The organism is Mesorhizobium sp. M1B.F.Ca.ET.045.04.1.1 (assembly GCF_003952465.1).
GTDB lineage: Bacteria > Pseudomonadota > Alphaproteobacteria > Rhizobiales > Rhizobiaceae > Mesorhizobium > Mesorhizobium shonense.
Genome location: NZ_CP034448.1, coordinates 5,175,023 through 5,189,061, shown reverse-complemented (window position 1 = coordinate 5,189,061; position 14,039 = coordinate 5,175,023). Strand labels below are relative to the sequence as shown.

9 protein-coding genes and 1 tRNA gene are annotated in these 14,039 nt (G+C 63.8%); 6 read left to right on the top strand and 4 right to left on the bottom strand.

The window, feature by feature from the left end:
* Positions 1–583: 583 nt before the first annotated feature.
* The 3 genes from EJ071_RS25650 (at position 584) to EJ071_RS38700 (ending at position 6,044) form a co-directional block, all read left to right on the top strand.
* Positions 584–4,255 (top strand): S8 family serine peptidase, encoded by a 3,672-nt coding sequence (locus EJ071_RS25650; protein WP_126100344.1) that lies wholly within the window; start codon positions 584–586, stop codon positions 4,253–4,255.
* Positions 4,248–5,774, top strand: a complete 1,527-nt coding sequence (locus EJ071_RS25645; protein ID WP_126100343.1) for an MBL fold metallo-hydrolase — start codon at positions 4,248–4,250, stop codon at positions 5,772–5,774. Before EJ071_RS25650 ends, EJ071_RS25645 begins: the two co-directional genes overlap by 8 nt.
* Before the next feature lie 99 nt (positions 5,775–5,873).
* On the top strand, positions 5,874–6,044 hold the full coding sequence (locus tag EJ071_RS38700) for a hypothetical protein (protein ID WP_189521219.1): 171 nt from the start codon (positions 5,874–5,876) through the stop codon (positions 6,042–6,044).
* A 69-nt stretch (positions 6,045–6,113) separates the two neighbouring features.
* On the opposite strand, the gene EJ071_RS25640 is transcribed toward EJ071_RS38700, so the two are convergent.
* Together EJ071_RS25640 and EJ071_RS25635 are read right to left on the bottom strand one after the other, a co-directional pair.
* Positions 6,114–6,188, bottom strand: a tRNA-Val gene (locus EJ071_RS25640).
* Between the two features lie 126 nt (positions 6,189–6,314).
* The gene (locus EJ071_RS25635) at positions 6,315–6,995 is read right to left on the bottom strand and encodes a phosphoglycolate phosphatase (protein ID WP_126100342.1); all 681 of its coding nucleotides are present in this window, start codon (positions 6,993–6,995) and stop codon (positions 6,315–6,317) included.
* A 150-nt stretch (positions 6,996–7,145) separates the two neighbouring features.
* Here EJ071_RS25635 and rpiA point away from each other — a divergent pair, with 150 nt between their 5' ends.
* From rpiA to gor, 3 genes are all read left to right on the top strand, one after another.
* Positions 7,146–7,877, top strand: a complete 732-nt coding sequence (rpiA, locus tag EJ071_RS25630; protein ID WP_126100341.1) for a ribose-5-phosphate isomerase RpiA — start codon at positions 7,146–7,148, stop codon at positions 7,875–7,877.
* The gene (locus tag EJ071_RS25625) at positions 7,864–8,463 is read left to right on the top strand and encodes a DUF2059 domain-containing protein (protein WP_126100340.1); all 600 of its coding nucleotides are present in this window, start codon (positions 7,864–7,866) and stop codon (positions 8,461–8,463) included. Before rpiA ends, EJ071_RS25625 begins: the two co-directional genes overlap by 14 nt.
* 123 nt (positions 8,464–8,586) lie before the next feature.
* Entirely contained in the window at positions 8,587–9,975 is a 1,389-nt protein-coding gene (gene gor, locus EJ071_RS25620; protein ID WP_126100339.1) for a glutathione-disulfide reductase, read from the top strand.
* A gap of 156 nt (positions 9,976–10,131) precedes the next feature.
* Here the strand turns inward: gor and mgtE are convergent, their stop codons facing one another.
* Complete coding sequence (gene mgtE / locus EJ071_RS25615; protein WP_126100338.1) at positions 10,132–11,496, bottom strand: magnesium transporter; 1,365 nt, start codon at positions 11,494–11,496, stop codon at positions 10,132–10,134.
* Between the two features lie 382 nt (positions 11,497–11,878).
* Entirely contained in the window at positions 11,879–13,771 is a 1,893-nt protein-coding gene (locus EJ071_RS25610; protein ID WP_189521217.1) for an ABC transporter ATP-binding protein/permease, read from the bottom strand.
* Between the last annotated feature and the right edge of the window lie 268 nt (positions 13,772–14,039).

Here is a 14,039-nt window from a genome sequence, read left to right as displayed (position 1 = left end):
ATTGTATGACAAGTGCGTGCTCGATCAAGGCCTGGTCTCCTTTCGTGGCGGTCACGGCAGCACGATGGCCTTTGGTCAAGATCGAGCGCCAGACGTGTGTCGCAGGCATCAAATTAGCCGGCGACTTCCCTTGCAATGAGAATCGGAGCGCGCTGGCGGACGCGGACCGATCTTTGAAACGCCGTCCGCGCGCGTGGCGGGAGGTGACCGACGCGCGCAGACAGCAAATCTGAAAATGGCTAGGTGATCGAAATTCCCTGCCGAGGACCGACCCATTTTCAGGCCCGGAAGCCATTCGAGCCCGTGCGTTGAAGCAGAAGCCAGTGCTACCCGGTGCGATATCTGTGCGTGAAGCTCGCGCGGCGTATGTGAAGGTGGTCACAGAAGCGCCTACCGGCCGGCGCGATTGTCATTCGTCGCATGCATGTTTCAGACACCGAGCATAATTGTGCCGAAGCCGAAACGGAATCGGCCGGTTTCCTAGTTGGCAAACAAACAGAACGATCGAAGCATGGTTTGGGACTTGGCTTGACTGGGATTGGCAGCTCACGCCATGGTTTCAACTTCCGAGGAGGGGCATGCCATGGCGAGGAGTCTCCTTGTCAAGGTTCGCGGCGACGGCGCCGGGTTTGCGGCCAAAAGCCGGTCGCTTGGTATCGGAAGGATCGACGCCGAACCGATCCTGACTGTGCCGCCAGGTGCTTCCGGCGCCGACTTCGGGGCAGCAACGGACCGGGGCGCGACCTGGCTGCGGCTTTCCGCCAGGGCCGCGGACTCGGACAATCCCTGGGACGACGCCCACGAACTGGTGGCTCGCGGCGGAGATGTCGCGATTGCCGACGCCGATGTCCTAGCGATCGAGCCCGACATCGTTCAGCAATGGGACTACAAGAACGGCAGCGGCGACCGCGGCATGGCGGCGAGCGCCAGCCCTGTCTGCGCCTTCGACGATCAGGACCCGAGCGGCAGGCAGGCGACGGTGCCTGGCGTGGTTGCCTGGAACGCGGGGCCGTCCTTCAGCCAGTTCGCCGCTGCCCGCAGCAAGGCCGGCGCCAAGCAGGCCAATATCACCATTGCCCATCTCGATACCGGCTTCGATCCGGGCCACCGCACCGTGCCGGCCGGGCTTCTCACGGCCAAGCAGCGCAATTTCGTCGACGATGGCACTGGGCCGGACAATGCGACCGATCATGCGCCTGCCGGCACACTCACCAGCAATCGCGGCCACGGCACCGGCACGCTCAGCCTGCTTGCCGGCAACAAGCTCGACGGCACGTCGCCACATTGGCCGGGCTTCACCGACTTCGTCGGCGGTGCTCCGCAAGCGAAGATCCTTCCAGTGCGCATCGCAGACTGGGTGGTCCGCCTGACCACGGGCACCATGGTGCAGGGGATCGACTATGCGCGCCAGCAAGGCGCGCAGGTGCTGTCGATGAGCATGGGTGGTCTTACCTCACAGGCCCTGGTCGATGCCGTCAATCTCGCCTACGACCATGGCCTGGTGATGGTCACCGCGGCCGGCAACAATTTTGCCATCACGCCGCGCAGCATCGTCTATCCAGCCCGCTACAACCGTGTCTTGGCCGCATGCGGCGTGATGGGTGACGGCCGCGCCTATACCGGGCTCGATTTCGGCACCATGCAGGGCAATTACGGCCCGCCATCGAAGATGAAGACGGCGCTCGGCGCCTACACGCCCAACGTGCCCTGGGCGGAGATCGATTGCGCCAAGATCGTCGACATGGACGGCAACGGCACCTCTGCGGCGACGCCGCAGGTCGCCGCCGCGGCCGCGCTTTGGCTGGCCGAGCACTGGGACGTCGTGAAGACCTATTCGCAACCCTGGATGCGCATCGAGGCCGTGCGCTTCGCGCTGTTCAAGGCAGCGCAGAAATCGACGCTGAAGATGAACGCCGCCGAGGCGCTGGAGAAGATCGGGCAGGGCGTGGTGCGCGCCTTCGACGCGCTGGCGGTCGCCCCACCGGCGGAAAGCCTGCTGCAGAAACTGCCGCGGGCGACTTATACGTGGAGCTGGCTCGATTTCTTGACCGGGGGCAATTCGCTTGCCGCACAGTCGTCCGTGGCATTGCAACGGCAAAGGATGCTGGCGCTGGAGCTGATGCAGATGACGCAAAGCACGGCCGCAGTCGACGAGGCGATCGCCGATCCGGACGGCGACCCGGCCGCCATCTCGGCCGCGGCGCGCAACCGCTATCTCGAAGCCGCCCTGGACCAGGGCAATCCGTCGAAGCCGCTCAGGGCCTTTCTCGAGGACGTGCTGGGCAGGGCCGGCGCCAAGCCGGTGCCGGCCGCCGCTCCGGCAGCAAGCCCGGCGCCGATCAAGCGCAAGCCGCGTCCGTTGCCGCCGCCACAGCGGCGCCTGCGCATCTACGCGCTCGACCCTTCGGTCGCCAAGCGATTGGACTCGGTGTCGGTCTACCAGGCAACGCTCTGGGTTCCCTGGGACGACGAACCGTCGGCCGACAAGGCGCTGCAGCCGGGCCCGATCGGCGAATATCTCGAAGTGGTCGATGTCGATCCGGCATCGAACCGCATCTACGATCCGGTCGACCTCAACGACAAGGTGCTCTTGGCGCAGGACGGCCTGCCGCCCTCGGAAGGCAATCCGAAATTCCACCAGCAGATGGTCTACGCTGTCGCCATGACCACGATCGGCCATTTCGAGCGCGCGCTGGGGCGGCGGGCGCTATGGGCGCCGCACTATTCGCAAACTCCCGGCCGCGCCGGCGACATGACGGTGAAGGCGCATTATGTGCCGCGCCTGCGCATCTATCCGCATGCGCTGCGCGCCGAGAACGCCTATTACAGCCCGGAAAAGAAGGCGCTGCTGTTCGGCTATTTCCCGGCAACCGGCAATGAAGGAGATGTCACCACGCCCGGGACGACGGTGTTTTCGTGCCTCTCCAGCGACATCATCGCGCATGAGATGTCGCATGCGCTGCTCGACGGACTGCATCGCCGCTTCCAGGAGGCGTCGAATCCGGACGTTCCGGCGTTCCATGAGGCCTTTGCCGACATCGTGGCGCTGTTCCAGCATTTTACGCTGAAGGAGTTGGTGAATTTCGAGATCGGCAAGGCGAGGGGTGAGTTGTCGGCGGCCTCGCTACTGTCCGGCATCGCCAAGCAGTTCGGCGAGGGCAGCGGCAGGGCCGGACCTTTGCGCGAATATGGCGGCGCCGGCATGGCCGCCCTCGATTACGACAAGACCGTCGAGGCGCACGACCGCGGCTCCATCCTCGTCTTCGCCGTCTACCAGGCGTTCATCGCCATCGCCGACCGCCGCACCGACGATCTGATCCAGCTTGCCACCGGCGGTACCGGCATCCTGCCGGCGGGCACGTTGCATCCGAGCCTCGTCGAGCGCCTTACAGACGAAGTCGCCAAGACCGCCAGTCAGATGCTGACCATGTGCATCCGGGCGCTCGATTATTGCCCCGCCGTCGACATCACCTTCGGCGAATATCTGCGGGCGCTGATCACAGCCGACCGCGACGCCTATCCCGACGATCCTCTGCACTATCGCCTGGCATTCCTGGAATCCTTCCGCAAATGGAAGCTCCTGCCGCGCGACGTGCGCACTATTTCGGAAGAGACGCTCGCCTGGAGCGCGCCGGAGGATCCTTCGCCACCCTGGCTGAAGGGGCTGCTGAGCAAGATCGACCTCGGCTGGAACCAGAAACTGAAGCGCTCCGAGATCTTCGCCCTCAACGACAAGAACCGCTATGCGCTCTGGAAGGCGATGCACAAGGCTTTCGCGTCCGATCCCGACCTCTACAAGCAATTCGGCCTGCTTCCCGATCTGCCGCGCTACAATGACGACGGCACGGTCATGCACCAGCCGAAGAAGGGCGAGACGACCTTCGACATCTACAGCGTTCGCCCGACGCGGCGCGTCGAGCCGGACGGCTCGTTCCGCGTCGAGGTCGTCGCCGTCATCCAGCAGCGGCTTCCGATCGCTTTCGACGGCACGCCGGCGCCGCAGGGCGTGAACAAGGGTGACGGCTTCTTCTGGTTCCGTGGCGGCGCAACGATCATCATCGACCCGCGCGAAGGCTTTGAGGAGATCCGCTACGCGATCATCAAGAACACCGGCAGCGCGGAGCGGCAGAAGCGCCAGGCTGAGACCGTGACGGCGAACTATCTGTCGCCGCTCCGGGCGCTCTATTTCGGCGGCGAGGTCTCCGAGCCCTTCGCCATGCTGCATGCCAGCGACGGAGACGACGATCATGTCTAGGAAGCCAGCAGCAACGAGGCGGCCTCGCAGAGCCGCGACCTCCGCAACAGCGCGCGTTCCTTCCGTCACGGTCCGGCACTATTGCCAGGGCATTGGCGACTGTCACCTGCTCACTTTCACGAAGGCCGATGGCGCGCCGTTCCGCATGCTGATCGATTGCGGCATCCACGTCTCGATCACGGGAGGTCCGGCGCTGGTCGCCGACATCGTCGGAGACCTCAAGAAAGAAACGGGCGGCAAGATCGATGTGCTCGTCGTCACCCATGAGCACTGGGACCATGTTTCGGGATTCCTGACTTCGAAGGACCTGTTCAAGGATTTTTCCGTCGGCGATGTCTGGATGGCTTGGACCGAAAATCCAGCCGACCCTGGAGCCATCGAGCTCGACAAGTTCAAGGGCCAGGCACTGGACGCATTGCAGGGCGCCAGCCAGAAGCTCGACGGCATGCAGGGGCTCAACCCTTACATGCAGCGTGTCCGCGACGGCCTACAGGCGGTGCTCGGCTTCCAGTTCGGCGCCGCAGGGGAGAGGGTGCGTTCGGCTCGCAACGCCGCGGCAAACCTATCCGCAAAACCAACGCCCGCCTATTTCGAGCCCGGCGGAGCGCCGCAAGCGATCGATGGCCTGCCCAATCTTCGGATCTATGTGCTCGGGCCGCCGCGCGACAAGGCGGCGCTCCGGCTGGAGGAAAAGGCGAGCGAGATGTTCCCGCTCGCCAGCGGCGGGCCGTTCGCGCGGGCGCTCGCATCCGGGCTAAAGATGAACCAGGCCGACGATCCGACCTACATCGACGAGCTCAGCCCCTTCGAACGCAATATCGGCACGCCGCTCTCGACGGCGCTGAACGGCGACAAGGGCAGCGACACGGCCGTCGATATCGGCGCCTTTACCCGCAAGCACTATTCCGGACCGGTCTCCGGCGCGGCCCCCCTGGAGGACCGCGACCAGTCATGGCGCCGCATCGACGCGGACTGGATGGGGATCGCCGCCGACCTCGCGCTGCAGCTCGACCGCGGCGTCAACAACACCAGCCTGGTGCTCGCCTTCGAACTCATCGACAGCGGCAGGGTGTTCCTGTTCCCGGGCGACGCCCAGATCGGCAACTGGCTGAGCTGGAAGGACCTGAAATGGCCGGTCGGGCAGGGAACCGTCGCCACAACCGATCTCTTGGCGCGCACCGTCTATCTGAAAGTCGCCCACCACGGCAGCCAGAACGCCACGCCGCAGAAACAGGGGCTCGACCTGATGACGAGCCCGGACCTGTCGGCGTTCATTCCGACCAACAAGCTGGATGCGGTGAAGGTGCATTGGGGCGAGATGCCCTATGACGCGATCCTGACCGCGCTCGAAGCAAAGACCAAGGGCCGCGTCATCCGCGCCGACGATCCGTGGCTGGCCAATGCGGATGGAAAACCGGCTTTCGCTTCGCCGTCGGGTTCCATCCTGGCCGTACGCAGCGCGCAGCGTGATCCTGCCCGGGGACCGGGCGGGCTATGGGTGGAAGTGGATCTGGCCTGACAAGTTCGCCACCGAGTCGATTGCGGAAAATCGAAAACCGCTCTATGGAGCGAGCGGCTGAGTGAGGGCGGCCATCCATCTTATGTGATAGGTCGCCCCATGCCCGATGCCTTCTCTCGCGTCATCGCCTTCCTTGCCGTGGTCATGGCTCTGCTGTTTGCCGGGTTGCATTTCCATCAAGGCCACATCATCGCCACGCTCTATTTCATGACCGGGGCCATACTAGTGACGGCGGTGACGCATCTGATCGTGCGCAGAGGGCTGATTTAGGCGCCGGCGGCGTCGAGATTTTCAGAAGTTTCATGGGGCCAAGTCATCCAACATTCTCAGGAAGTTGGATGGTGGGCGATGCAGGGATTGAACCTGCGACCCCACCCGTGTGAAGGGTGTGCTCTCCCGCTGAGCTAATCGCCCGCCTGTGGCCCGAAGGCCGAAGCGAGCCGCGATATAAGGGAGGCGGGTGCGCGAAGTCAAGGCAGTGTGCCGACGATCTGCGACGATCGAATTTGCCGGGACTCGGCAGCCTTGAAAAGCCGGGACTCAGCGCGCCGCTGCGATCAGCCGTTCGGCCAGATCCGGCGTCAGCGTGTCGAAATGCGAGATCACCTGCGTCGGCTCGAACTCGCGCACATGGCGGTCCGTATAGCCGAAATCGACCGCCACCACCGGAATGCCGGCCGCCTTGGCGGTGTCGATGTCGGTCTGCGAATCGCCGACCATCAAGGCGTTGTGCGGATCGCCGCCGGCTAGGCGGATCGTCTCGGTGAGATGGCGCGGGTCGGGCTTGCGGAAGGCGAAGGTGTCCTGGCCGCAGATCGCGGCAAAATAGTTCGACATGCCAAGCGCGCCGATCAGCGTCGCGGAATTCGCTTCGTATTTGTTGGTGCAGACCGCCATCAGGTAGCCGGCGGCCTGGAACCGATCGAGCGCGGCGATGACGCCGGGGTAGGGGCGGGACTTGCCGGGAATGTTCAGCGTGTAATGGTCGAGGAAGAGTTTCAGCAGCCGGTCGTGTTCTTCCGCCATGAGCGATTTGTTCTGCGCCGCATGCGCGCGCTCGATCATGACGCGGCCGCCATGGCCGACGAAACGCCTGAAGCCGGCCTCGTCGACTGCAGCAAGTTCTCCGGCCGCCAGGCTGTGGTTGAGGCTGTCGAGCAGGTCCGGCGCGGTATCGATCAGCGTCCCGTCGAGGTCGAACACGATTATCGGTCGGGTCATGGCCAGTCCTGCAGCGGTTGAAATGCCGCAGCCGATACAAGCTGCGCGCTGGTCAAGCAAGCAGCCTCTATCGGTCCACAGGCGGAGCCTTTGACGGGACAGGCAAAAATGCTAGGACGCGCGCGAAACCAGAGAAATCGGGGCAAAAGCGTGGATGCAAGACAGCTGAAGGTCGAAGCCGCGCGGGCAGCGCTCGTCCACGTCAGTGACGGCATGCGGCTCGGCATCGGCACCGGCACGACCGCCGACGCGTTCGTGCGGCTTCTCGCCGAAAAGGTCGCAACCGGCCTCACCGTCATCGGCGTGCCCACATCCGAGCGCACTGCGGCACTCTGCCGCGAGCTCGGTGTGCCACTGTCGACACTGGAGGAGACGCCTGAGCTCGACCTCACGATCGACGGCGCCGACGAGATCGACCCGGCGCTGACGCTGATCAAGGGCGGCGGCGGGGCGCTGTTGCGCGAAAAGATCGTCGCGGCGGCATCCAAGCGCATGATCGTCATTGCCGACCAATCCAAGATGGTCGAGACCCTCGGCCGCTTCCCGCTGCCGATCGAAGTCAACAAGTTCGGCCTGCGCGCCACCGAGATCGCGGTTCGCGCGGCCGCGACGGGCCTCGGCCTTGCCGGCCCGGTTACATTGAGGATGACGGGGGGACAGCCATTTGTTACAGACGGCGGCCACTTTATCCTCGATGCATCTTTTGGCCGCATTCCGGATACAAGAGCGCTTTCGAATGCTCTCTTCGCCATTCCAGGCGTTGTCGAGCACGGTCTATTCATCGGGCTGGCGTCAACGGCCATCATCGCCGGCGGCGACGGCATCCAAACCGTCCATGCCGCCCGAAAACCAGGGAGTTCTATCGACCATGATGTTGCATAAACGGGTTCGCCGCCTTTCGATGTTTCTGGCGGCCTCAGCCGTCCTTGCGCTGTCCTCGCCGGCGTTTTCGCAGGATATCAGCGAATCGCATCTCAAGGCCGCGCGGGCCGCAGTTGTGGCTATCCACGCCACCGACCCGTTCGACAACATACTGCCGCAGGCGGCGGCCGCGCTCGAGAACCAGCTGATCCAGAAGAACCCCGACATGCAGGAGCTGATCGGAAAGACCGTCACCGAGAAGGCGATCGGCCTCGCTTCGCGGCGCGCCGACCTCGAGAAGGAAGCGGCGCTTGCCTACGCCAAGGTGTTCTCCGAAAAGGACCTCAACGATATCGCCACCTTCTACAGCTCGGATGCCGGCAAGAAGCTGCTCGACAGCGGCCCGGCGGTGACGCGCGATCTCGTGAAGGCGGCCGACATCTGGCAGAACGGAGTCGCCCGCGATCTCGCCCAGCAGGTCGGCGAGACGCTCGCCGCCGCCGCCAAGGCCGCGGCCCCGGCCAAGCCTGCGCAGGATGCGACTGCCCCGGCCGACAACTCGGCTCCTGCCGACGGTTCGGCTCCTGCCGACAACTCGCAGAACTGATCCGCCCAGTCATTTCGGCGGTCACCGCCGCTGGACCAGAAGAGCCCGGGTTTCCCGGGCTTTTCTTTTGGCGCTTGGCAGCCTACCTCTGGCGAACCCTTTTCACTTCCAGGAGCCCATCCGATGGCCGGTTACGACTATGATCTTTTCGTCATCGGCGGCGGCTCCGGCGGGGTGAGGGCGGCCCGTATGGCGGCGTCCCTCGGCAAGCGCGTCGCCATCGCCGAGGAATATCGTTACGGCGGCACCTGCGTCATCCGCGGCTGCGTGCCGAAGAAGCTCTATGTCTATGCCTCGCAGTTTCCCGAGCATTTCGCCGACGCCGCCGGCTATGGCTGGACGGTGCCCGAAGCAAGCTTCGACTGGCCGACTCTGGTCGCCAACAAGGACAAGGAGATCGCCAGGCTGGAGGCGATCTACAAGAAGAATGTCGAGGGCGCGGGCGGCGAGACCTTTCACTCGCGCGCCGTGCTCGTCGATCCGCATTCTGTTTATCTCACTGCCGAAGACCGCACCGTCAGCGCCGATCAGATCCTGATCGCCACCGGCGGCCGTCCGGCGCCGCATCCTGCGCTTTCCGGCCACGAATACTGCATCTTCTCCAACGAGGCCTTCGACCTCAAGGAATTGCCGAAGGCGATCATGATCGAGGGCGGCGGCTACATCGCCGTCGAATTCGCAAACATCTTTCATGGGCTCGGCGTCGACACCACGCTTGTCTACCGTGGCCAGGAGATACTCAGCCGCTTTGACATGGACCTTCGCCGCTCGCTGCACGAGACGATGGAGAAAAAGGGGATCAGGATCCTCTGCCACGCGGTTTCCGAACGGGTGCGGAAGAATCGCGAAGGCAGGCTGGACGTGCTGCTCTCCAGCGGCCAGACGCTGACGGTCGACCAGGTCATGCTGGCGATCGGCCGCATTCCCAATACGGAGAATATGGGGCTCGAGGGCGTCGGCGTGGAACTCGGCAAGACGGGCGCGATCGTCGTCGATGAATATTCCCGCACCAATATCGAGAACATCTGGGCGATCGGCGACGTCACCCATCGCGTGCAACTGACGCCGGTGGCCATTCACGAGGCGATGTGCTTCATCGAAACCGCCTTCAAGGATAATCCGACCTCGCCGGACCACGACACCATCGCGACGGCCGTGTTCTCGCAGCCTGAAATCGGCACCGTCGGTCTGTCCGAGGACGAGGCGGTCAAGCGCTTCCCGGAAATCGAGGTCTATCGCGCTTCCTTCCGTCCGATGCGGCACACGCTGTCGGGCCGCGACGAGAAGATGCTGATGAAACTGGTGGTCGACGGCGTATCGAGAAAAGTGCTCGGAGCCCATATTCTCGGCCCCGACGCCGGCGAGATGGCGCAACTGCTCGGCATTCCGTTGAAAGCCGGGCTGACCAAGGACGATTTCGACCGCACCATGGCCGTCCACCCGACCGCGGCCGAGGAACTGGTCACCATGTACAAGCCGACCTATCGCGTGAAGAATGGCGTGCGAGTCTAAAGCGCGTCGCGCTGAAGCGGATTCAGGCGACGCGCTTTAGGTCTTTGTTTTGATGCATGTCGTTCTCCCAAAACCGCTGCACACTTTTGGGCGACATGCAATAAGCTGTGGCTTGTGAGCCGCCGCCGGCAGAGCCGGCGACGGTGATGCCCAAGTTCAAAGCAGGGTGCCGCGCAGGATTACCAGCGCCACCGAGAAGTAGATCACCAGCCCGGTGACGTCGACCAGCGTGGCGACGAATGGCGCCGAGGCGCTCGCAGGATCGAAGCCGATGCGCTTCAACACGAAAGGCAGCATCGATCCCGACAGCGACCCGAAGGTGACGATACCGACCAGCGCGGCGCCCACCGTTGCCGCGATCAGCATCCAGTGCGGGCCGTAGTCGTAGAGGCCGAGATACTGCCAGAGCATGATGCGGCAGATGCCGACGATGCCGAGGATGGAGCCCAGCGCCAGCCCGGTCGGCAGCTCGCGCAGCGCCACGCGCCACCAGTCGCGCAGGCCGATCTCGCGCAGCGCCAGCGCTCGGATGACCAGCGAGGTCGCCTGCGAGCCGGAATTGCCGCCCGAGCTCATGATCAGCGGGATGAAGAGCGTGAGCACGATCGCCTTCTCCAACTCGCCTTCGTAGCTTTGCATGGCGTTGGCCGTCAGCATCTCGCTGAGGAACAGCGCGCAGAGCCAGCCGGCTCGCTTCTGGATCATCGCGAGGAAGCTCATCTTCATGTATGGCTCATCCAGCGCCTCCATGCCGCCGAAACGGTGCACGTCCTCGGTCGTCTCCTCGACCATCGTGTCGATGATGTCGTCGACGGTGACGATGCCAAGGATTTTGCCGTGATCCACAACCGGCAAGGCAAGCAGGTCGTATTTGGAGATCGTCTGCGCGAGCGTCTCGCGATCGGTGAGCGGCGTGACCGTCACCGGCATGCGATCCGGCGCCACCGACAGGATCGAGTCCTCCGGCTCGCCGGTGATCAGCCGGCGCAGGCCGGTCGCCCGCAGCAGGAGCTGCGTTTCCGGATCGGTGATGTAGATCGCATAGACCGTCTCGCGCGTCCGCTCGACCTTGCGGATGTAGTCGAGCGTGCGGCCGACGGTCCAGTCCGAAGGAACGCTGACGAACTCCGTCGTCATGATCGAGGCGGCGCTGTCCTCCGGATAGCCGAGGATGGAAAGCAGCGTCGCGCGCAGCGGCGGGGCAAGCGCGCCGAGCAGCTCGGAACGGGCCGGCTCGTAGAGCTCGCGCAGGATGTCGGCCGCGCGGTCGACCGACATGGCGGTCAAAAGCTTGCTCGCCTTGGAACGCGGCAAGGCTTCGGCGAGCTCCGGCGCGTTTTCGAGCTCGGGCTGGTCGAAGATTTCGACCAGCCGCTCGAACGGGACCGCGCAGAGCAGCTCGACGGCCGTCTCATGGGGTTCGTGGTTGAGGGCTTCGACGACGTCGGCGACGTGATCGTTGGCAAGAACACGGACGACGGCGATCGCTTCGTCGTCCAATACGGGTGCGAATTCGTTCATGGCTCACTCCTTGCCGTCCGGCAGGACGTGAGCCGTCAGGTCACGTCAAGGCGGACGGCGGTTGCGTTCGACTGTGACTGTCGCCAGGCATGGCGGGTTGACCTTTCTGCTCGCGGGTTAGCGCATGACCCCGAAAATCGGTTTCGATTTTCGGAAAGGATCATGCGCAAATTCTAAGTTTCTACAGCGTCCTTTGCGCGTCGAAGTGACGCGCGGCGCTGTAGGTTGAGAATTCTGCGAGCGGGCGCAACATAGGAGCGCGTTTTGCCAAGTCAATTGCGGAAAGCTCGGAAAATGAGCGGAGGGACGCCGGCTCGCGAGACTGTGATCGATCGCAGCGATCGCCGCGGCCGATGGGCGGGTCAAGGGCTTGGTATGATTGCTATTTCTGCTTCAACCGGCGGAAGCGCAGCCATTTGTCCTCGGCCGGCCGCGGCGGCTGGACGAGGATGGTCGTGAGCTCGCGCGGCAGGGTGGGGACCAGCGGCTTCTTGGTCGCCACGCCGTCGGTGATCGCGACGACGCTGTGGTAGAATTCCTCACCGGAGAGCGACCGCGGCGGCACGGCCTCGTGCATCACGCTGATCACCGTGACATCCGGGCAGTTGGCCTTGATCGCCTCGTGGAAGGCGATCTTGCCTTCAGGGTCGAGCGCGCCGGTCGCTTCGTCGAGGAACAGCAGCCCAGGCTGCCGCAGGATGATGCGGGCGACCACCAGCTTCTGCTTCTGGCCGCCGGACAGGACCTGATCCCAGATCTTGCCCTCGCGGCTCTCATCGGCAATGTGCTCGATGAATTCGCCGAGACCGGCCTTGTGCAAGGCCGCCGCGACCTGCATGTCGCTGTGGTCGTTCTCGGAACCCGGCAGGCAGACCAATTGCTTCAGCGAGACCTGCTGCAGCTTCACTTCCTGGGCGGCGTAAAAGCTCATCACCCCTTCCGGGAACACGATGGTGCCGCGGCCATAGGGCCACAGGCCGTTGATCGCCTTGATCAGCGAGGTCTTGCCGCAACCGGACTCGCCTTTGAGGAAAGTCCACTCGCCGCGGCGGAAGCGCAGATTGGCGGCGCTGAGGAAGGGCGTTGCGTCCTCGCCCTGATGCGCCAGCTCGAGCTTCTGGATGGTCAGGCCGAAGACGGGATTCTGGCTGGCGTAGCTGAAATCCGAACGACCGGTCTGGCGATAGAATTCCTGCGGCTGCTGCACGTTCTCGACCGCGTTGGCAAGCTCGGTCACGCGCTGGCTGTTGGCCCGGAGCGTCGCGATCGCCGGCATGACATGGATGAACCATGAGCACTGGCTGATCAGCTGGGCGACCATCTCGGAGCCGGTGATGTAACCCTTGAGGTCGAAGCCGTTGTGGATGAACGGCACGAGACCGGGTCCGTAGGCGACGATACGGGCGCCGATGAAATTGTAGATCAGCTCGAATGATGTGTAGCTGGTGTTGACGACGTTCAGCCGGCCCCAGGTCTTGTCGATGTCGACATAGAGCCTGTCGTGCATGGTCTTCTGCACATCCTCGCCATGCGAGGCGGCGACGTGGAAGCTGCGGCGCAGGAACGTCGTCAGCTCGGCGCGATAGCTGCCCTCGGCCTGCTGCATGCGTATGTTGAGGCGCTCGAGCATGCCGCCGAGCTTGACCGCAATCCAGGTGTTGAGCGGCACGTAGGTGGCGACCGCCAGAAAGGCGAGCACGGCGCTGCCATAGCTGCCGAGAAACTCCAGCCCTTTGACCTCCACGGAGGCTCCGACGAGATTCTCGCCGACGAAGTAGAGTGAGGTCGCGACACCCAGCACGCCCATGGCGAGGCCGATCGCGCCGCCAGTCATGTCCTTGATCGATTCCTGGATGCGCTGGTCGATGTTGTCGGGGGCGACGATGCCGCCGGCCACCGAACCATGTTGGGCATGGAAATGGGTATGGTTGCCGTCGAGCAGCGCCTGGTTGAACTGGCTGTTCAGCCAGCCGCGCCATTTGCGGTGCAACGTCGTCGAAACGAGGTTGCGCACGCCGGTAAAGCCGGCATCCTTGAGCACGACCAGCACCACCAATATGCCGGCATTGGTGAGAAGCGCCTGCAACGGATTGGTATTGGCGGCGTCGTGGAAAAAGGCGATCGAATTCACCAACTCGCCGGACGCCATGGCAAACCAGACGCCTGCCTTGCTGGAGAGCGCGGTGAGCAGCGCAATCACGAGGGTAAGGGTCCAGGCTTCCTTCCAGCGGTCGGAGAACCAGTAGGCTCGCATCAGCCCCCAGAAGGTACGCATCGACGATACCGGCGTCAGGCGCGAGGGCTTTGCCGCCTCGCCAGGTAGTTTTGCCGGTACTGTACGTCGCGGTCTGCCGACCCGAATCACGATCCCGCCCAAACCTTTCTTGTTTTGTTACACATGGTAACACCAATTGATCATTTTCCATTAATTTTCTGCCCCCGAATGTGAACAGGGTTACCCGCAGTGGCATGAGGGCAACAGGAGAGCATCGACGGCTGGGTGCCCTCAGCAGGGATTTTGTGTTTTATTCCAGAAGGTTGAC

Bases quoted from the DNA above. Each gene is read 5' to 3' on its own strand.
- EJ071_RS25610 (WP_189521217.1), bottom strand. From the start codon at position 13,771: ATGCGTACCTTCTGGGGGCTGATGCGAGCCTACTGGTTCTCCGACCGC.
- mgtE (WP_126100338.1), bottom strand. From the start codon at position 11,496: ATGAACGAATTCGCACCCGTATTGGACGACGAAGCGATCGCCGTCGTC.
- EJ071_RS25650 (WP_126100344.1), top strand. From the start codon at position 584: ATGGCGAGGAGTCTCCTTGTCAAGGTTCGCGGCGACGGCGCCGGGTTT.
- EJ071_RS25635 (WP_126100342.1), bottom strand. From the start codon at position 6,995: ATGACCCGACCGATAATCGTGTTCGACCTCGACGGGACGCTGATCGAT.
- gor (WP_126100339.1), top strand. From the start codon at position 8,587: ATGGCCGGTTACGACTATGATCTTTTCGTCATCGGCGGCGGCTCCGGC.
- EJ071_RS38700 (WP_189521219.1), top strand. From the start codon at position 5,874: ATGCCCGATGCCTTCTCTCGCGTCATCGCCTTCCTTGCCGTGGTCATG.
- EJ071_RS25625 (WP_126100340.1), top strand. From the start codon at position 7,864: ATGATGTTGCATAAACGGGTTCGCCGCCTTTCGATGTTTCTGGCGGCC.
- EJ071_RS25645 (WP_126100343.1), top strand. From the start codon at position 4,248: ATGTCTAGGAAGCCAGCAGCAACGAGGCGGCCTCGCAGAGCCGCGACC.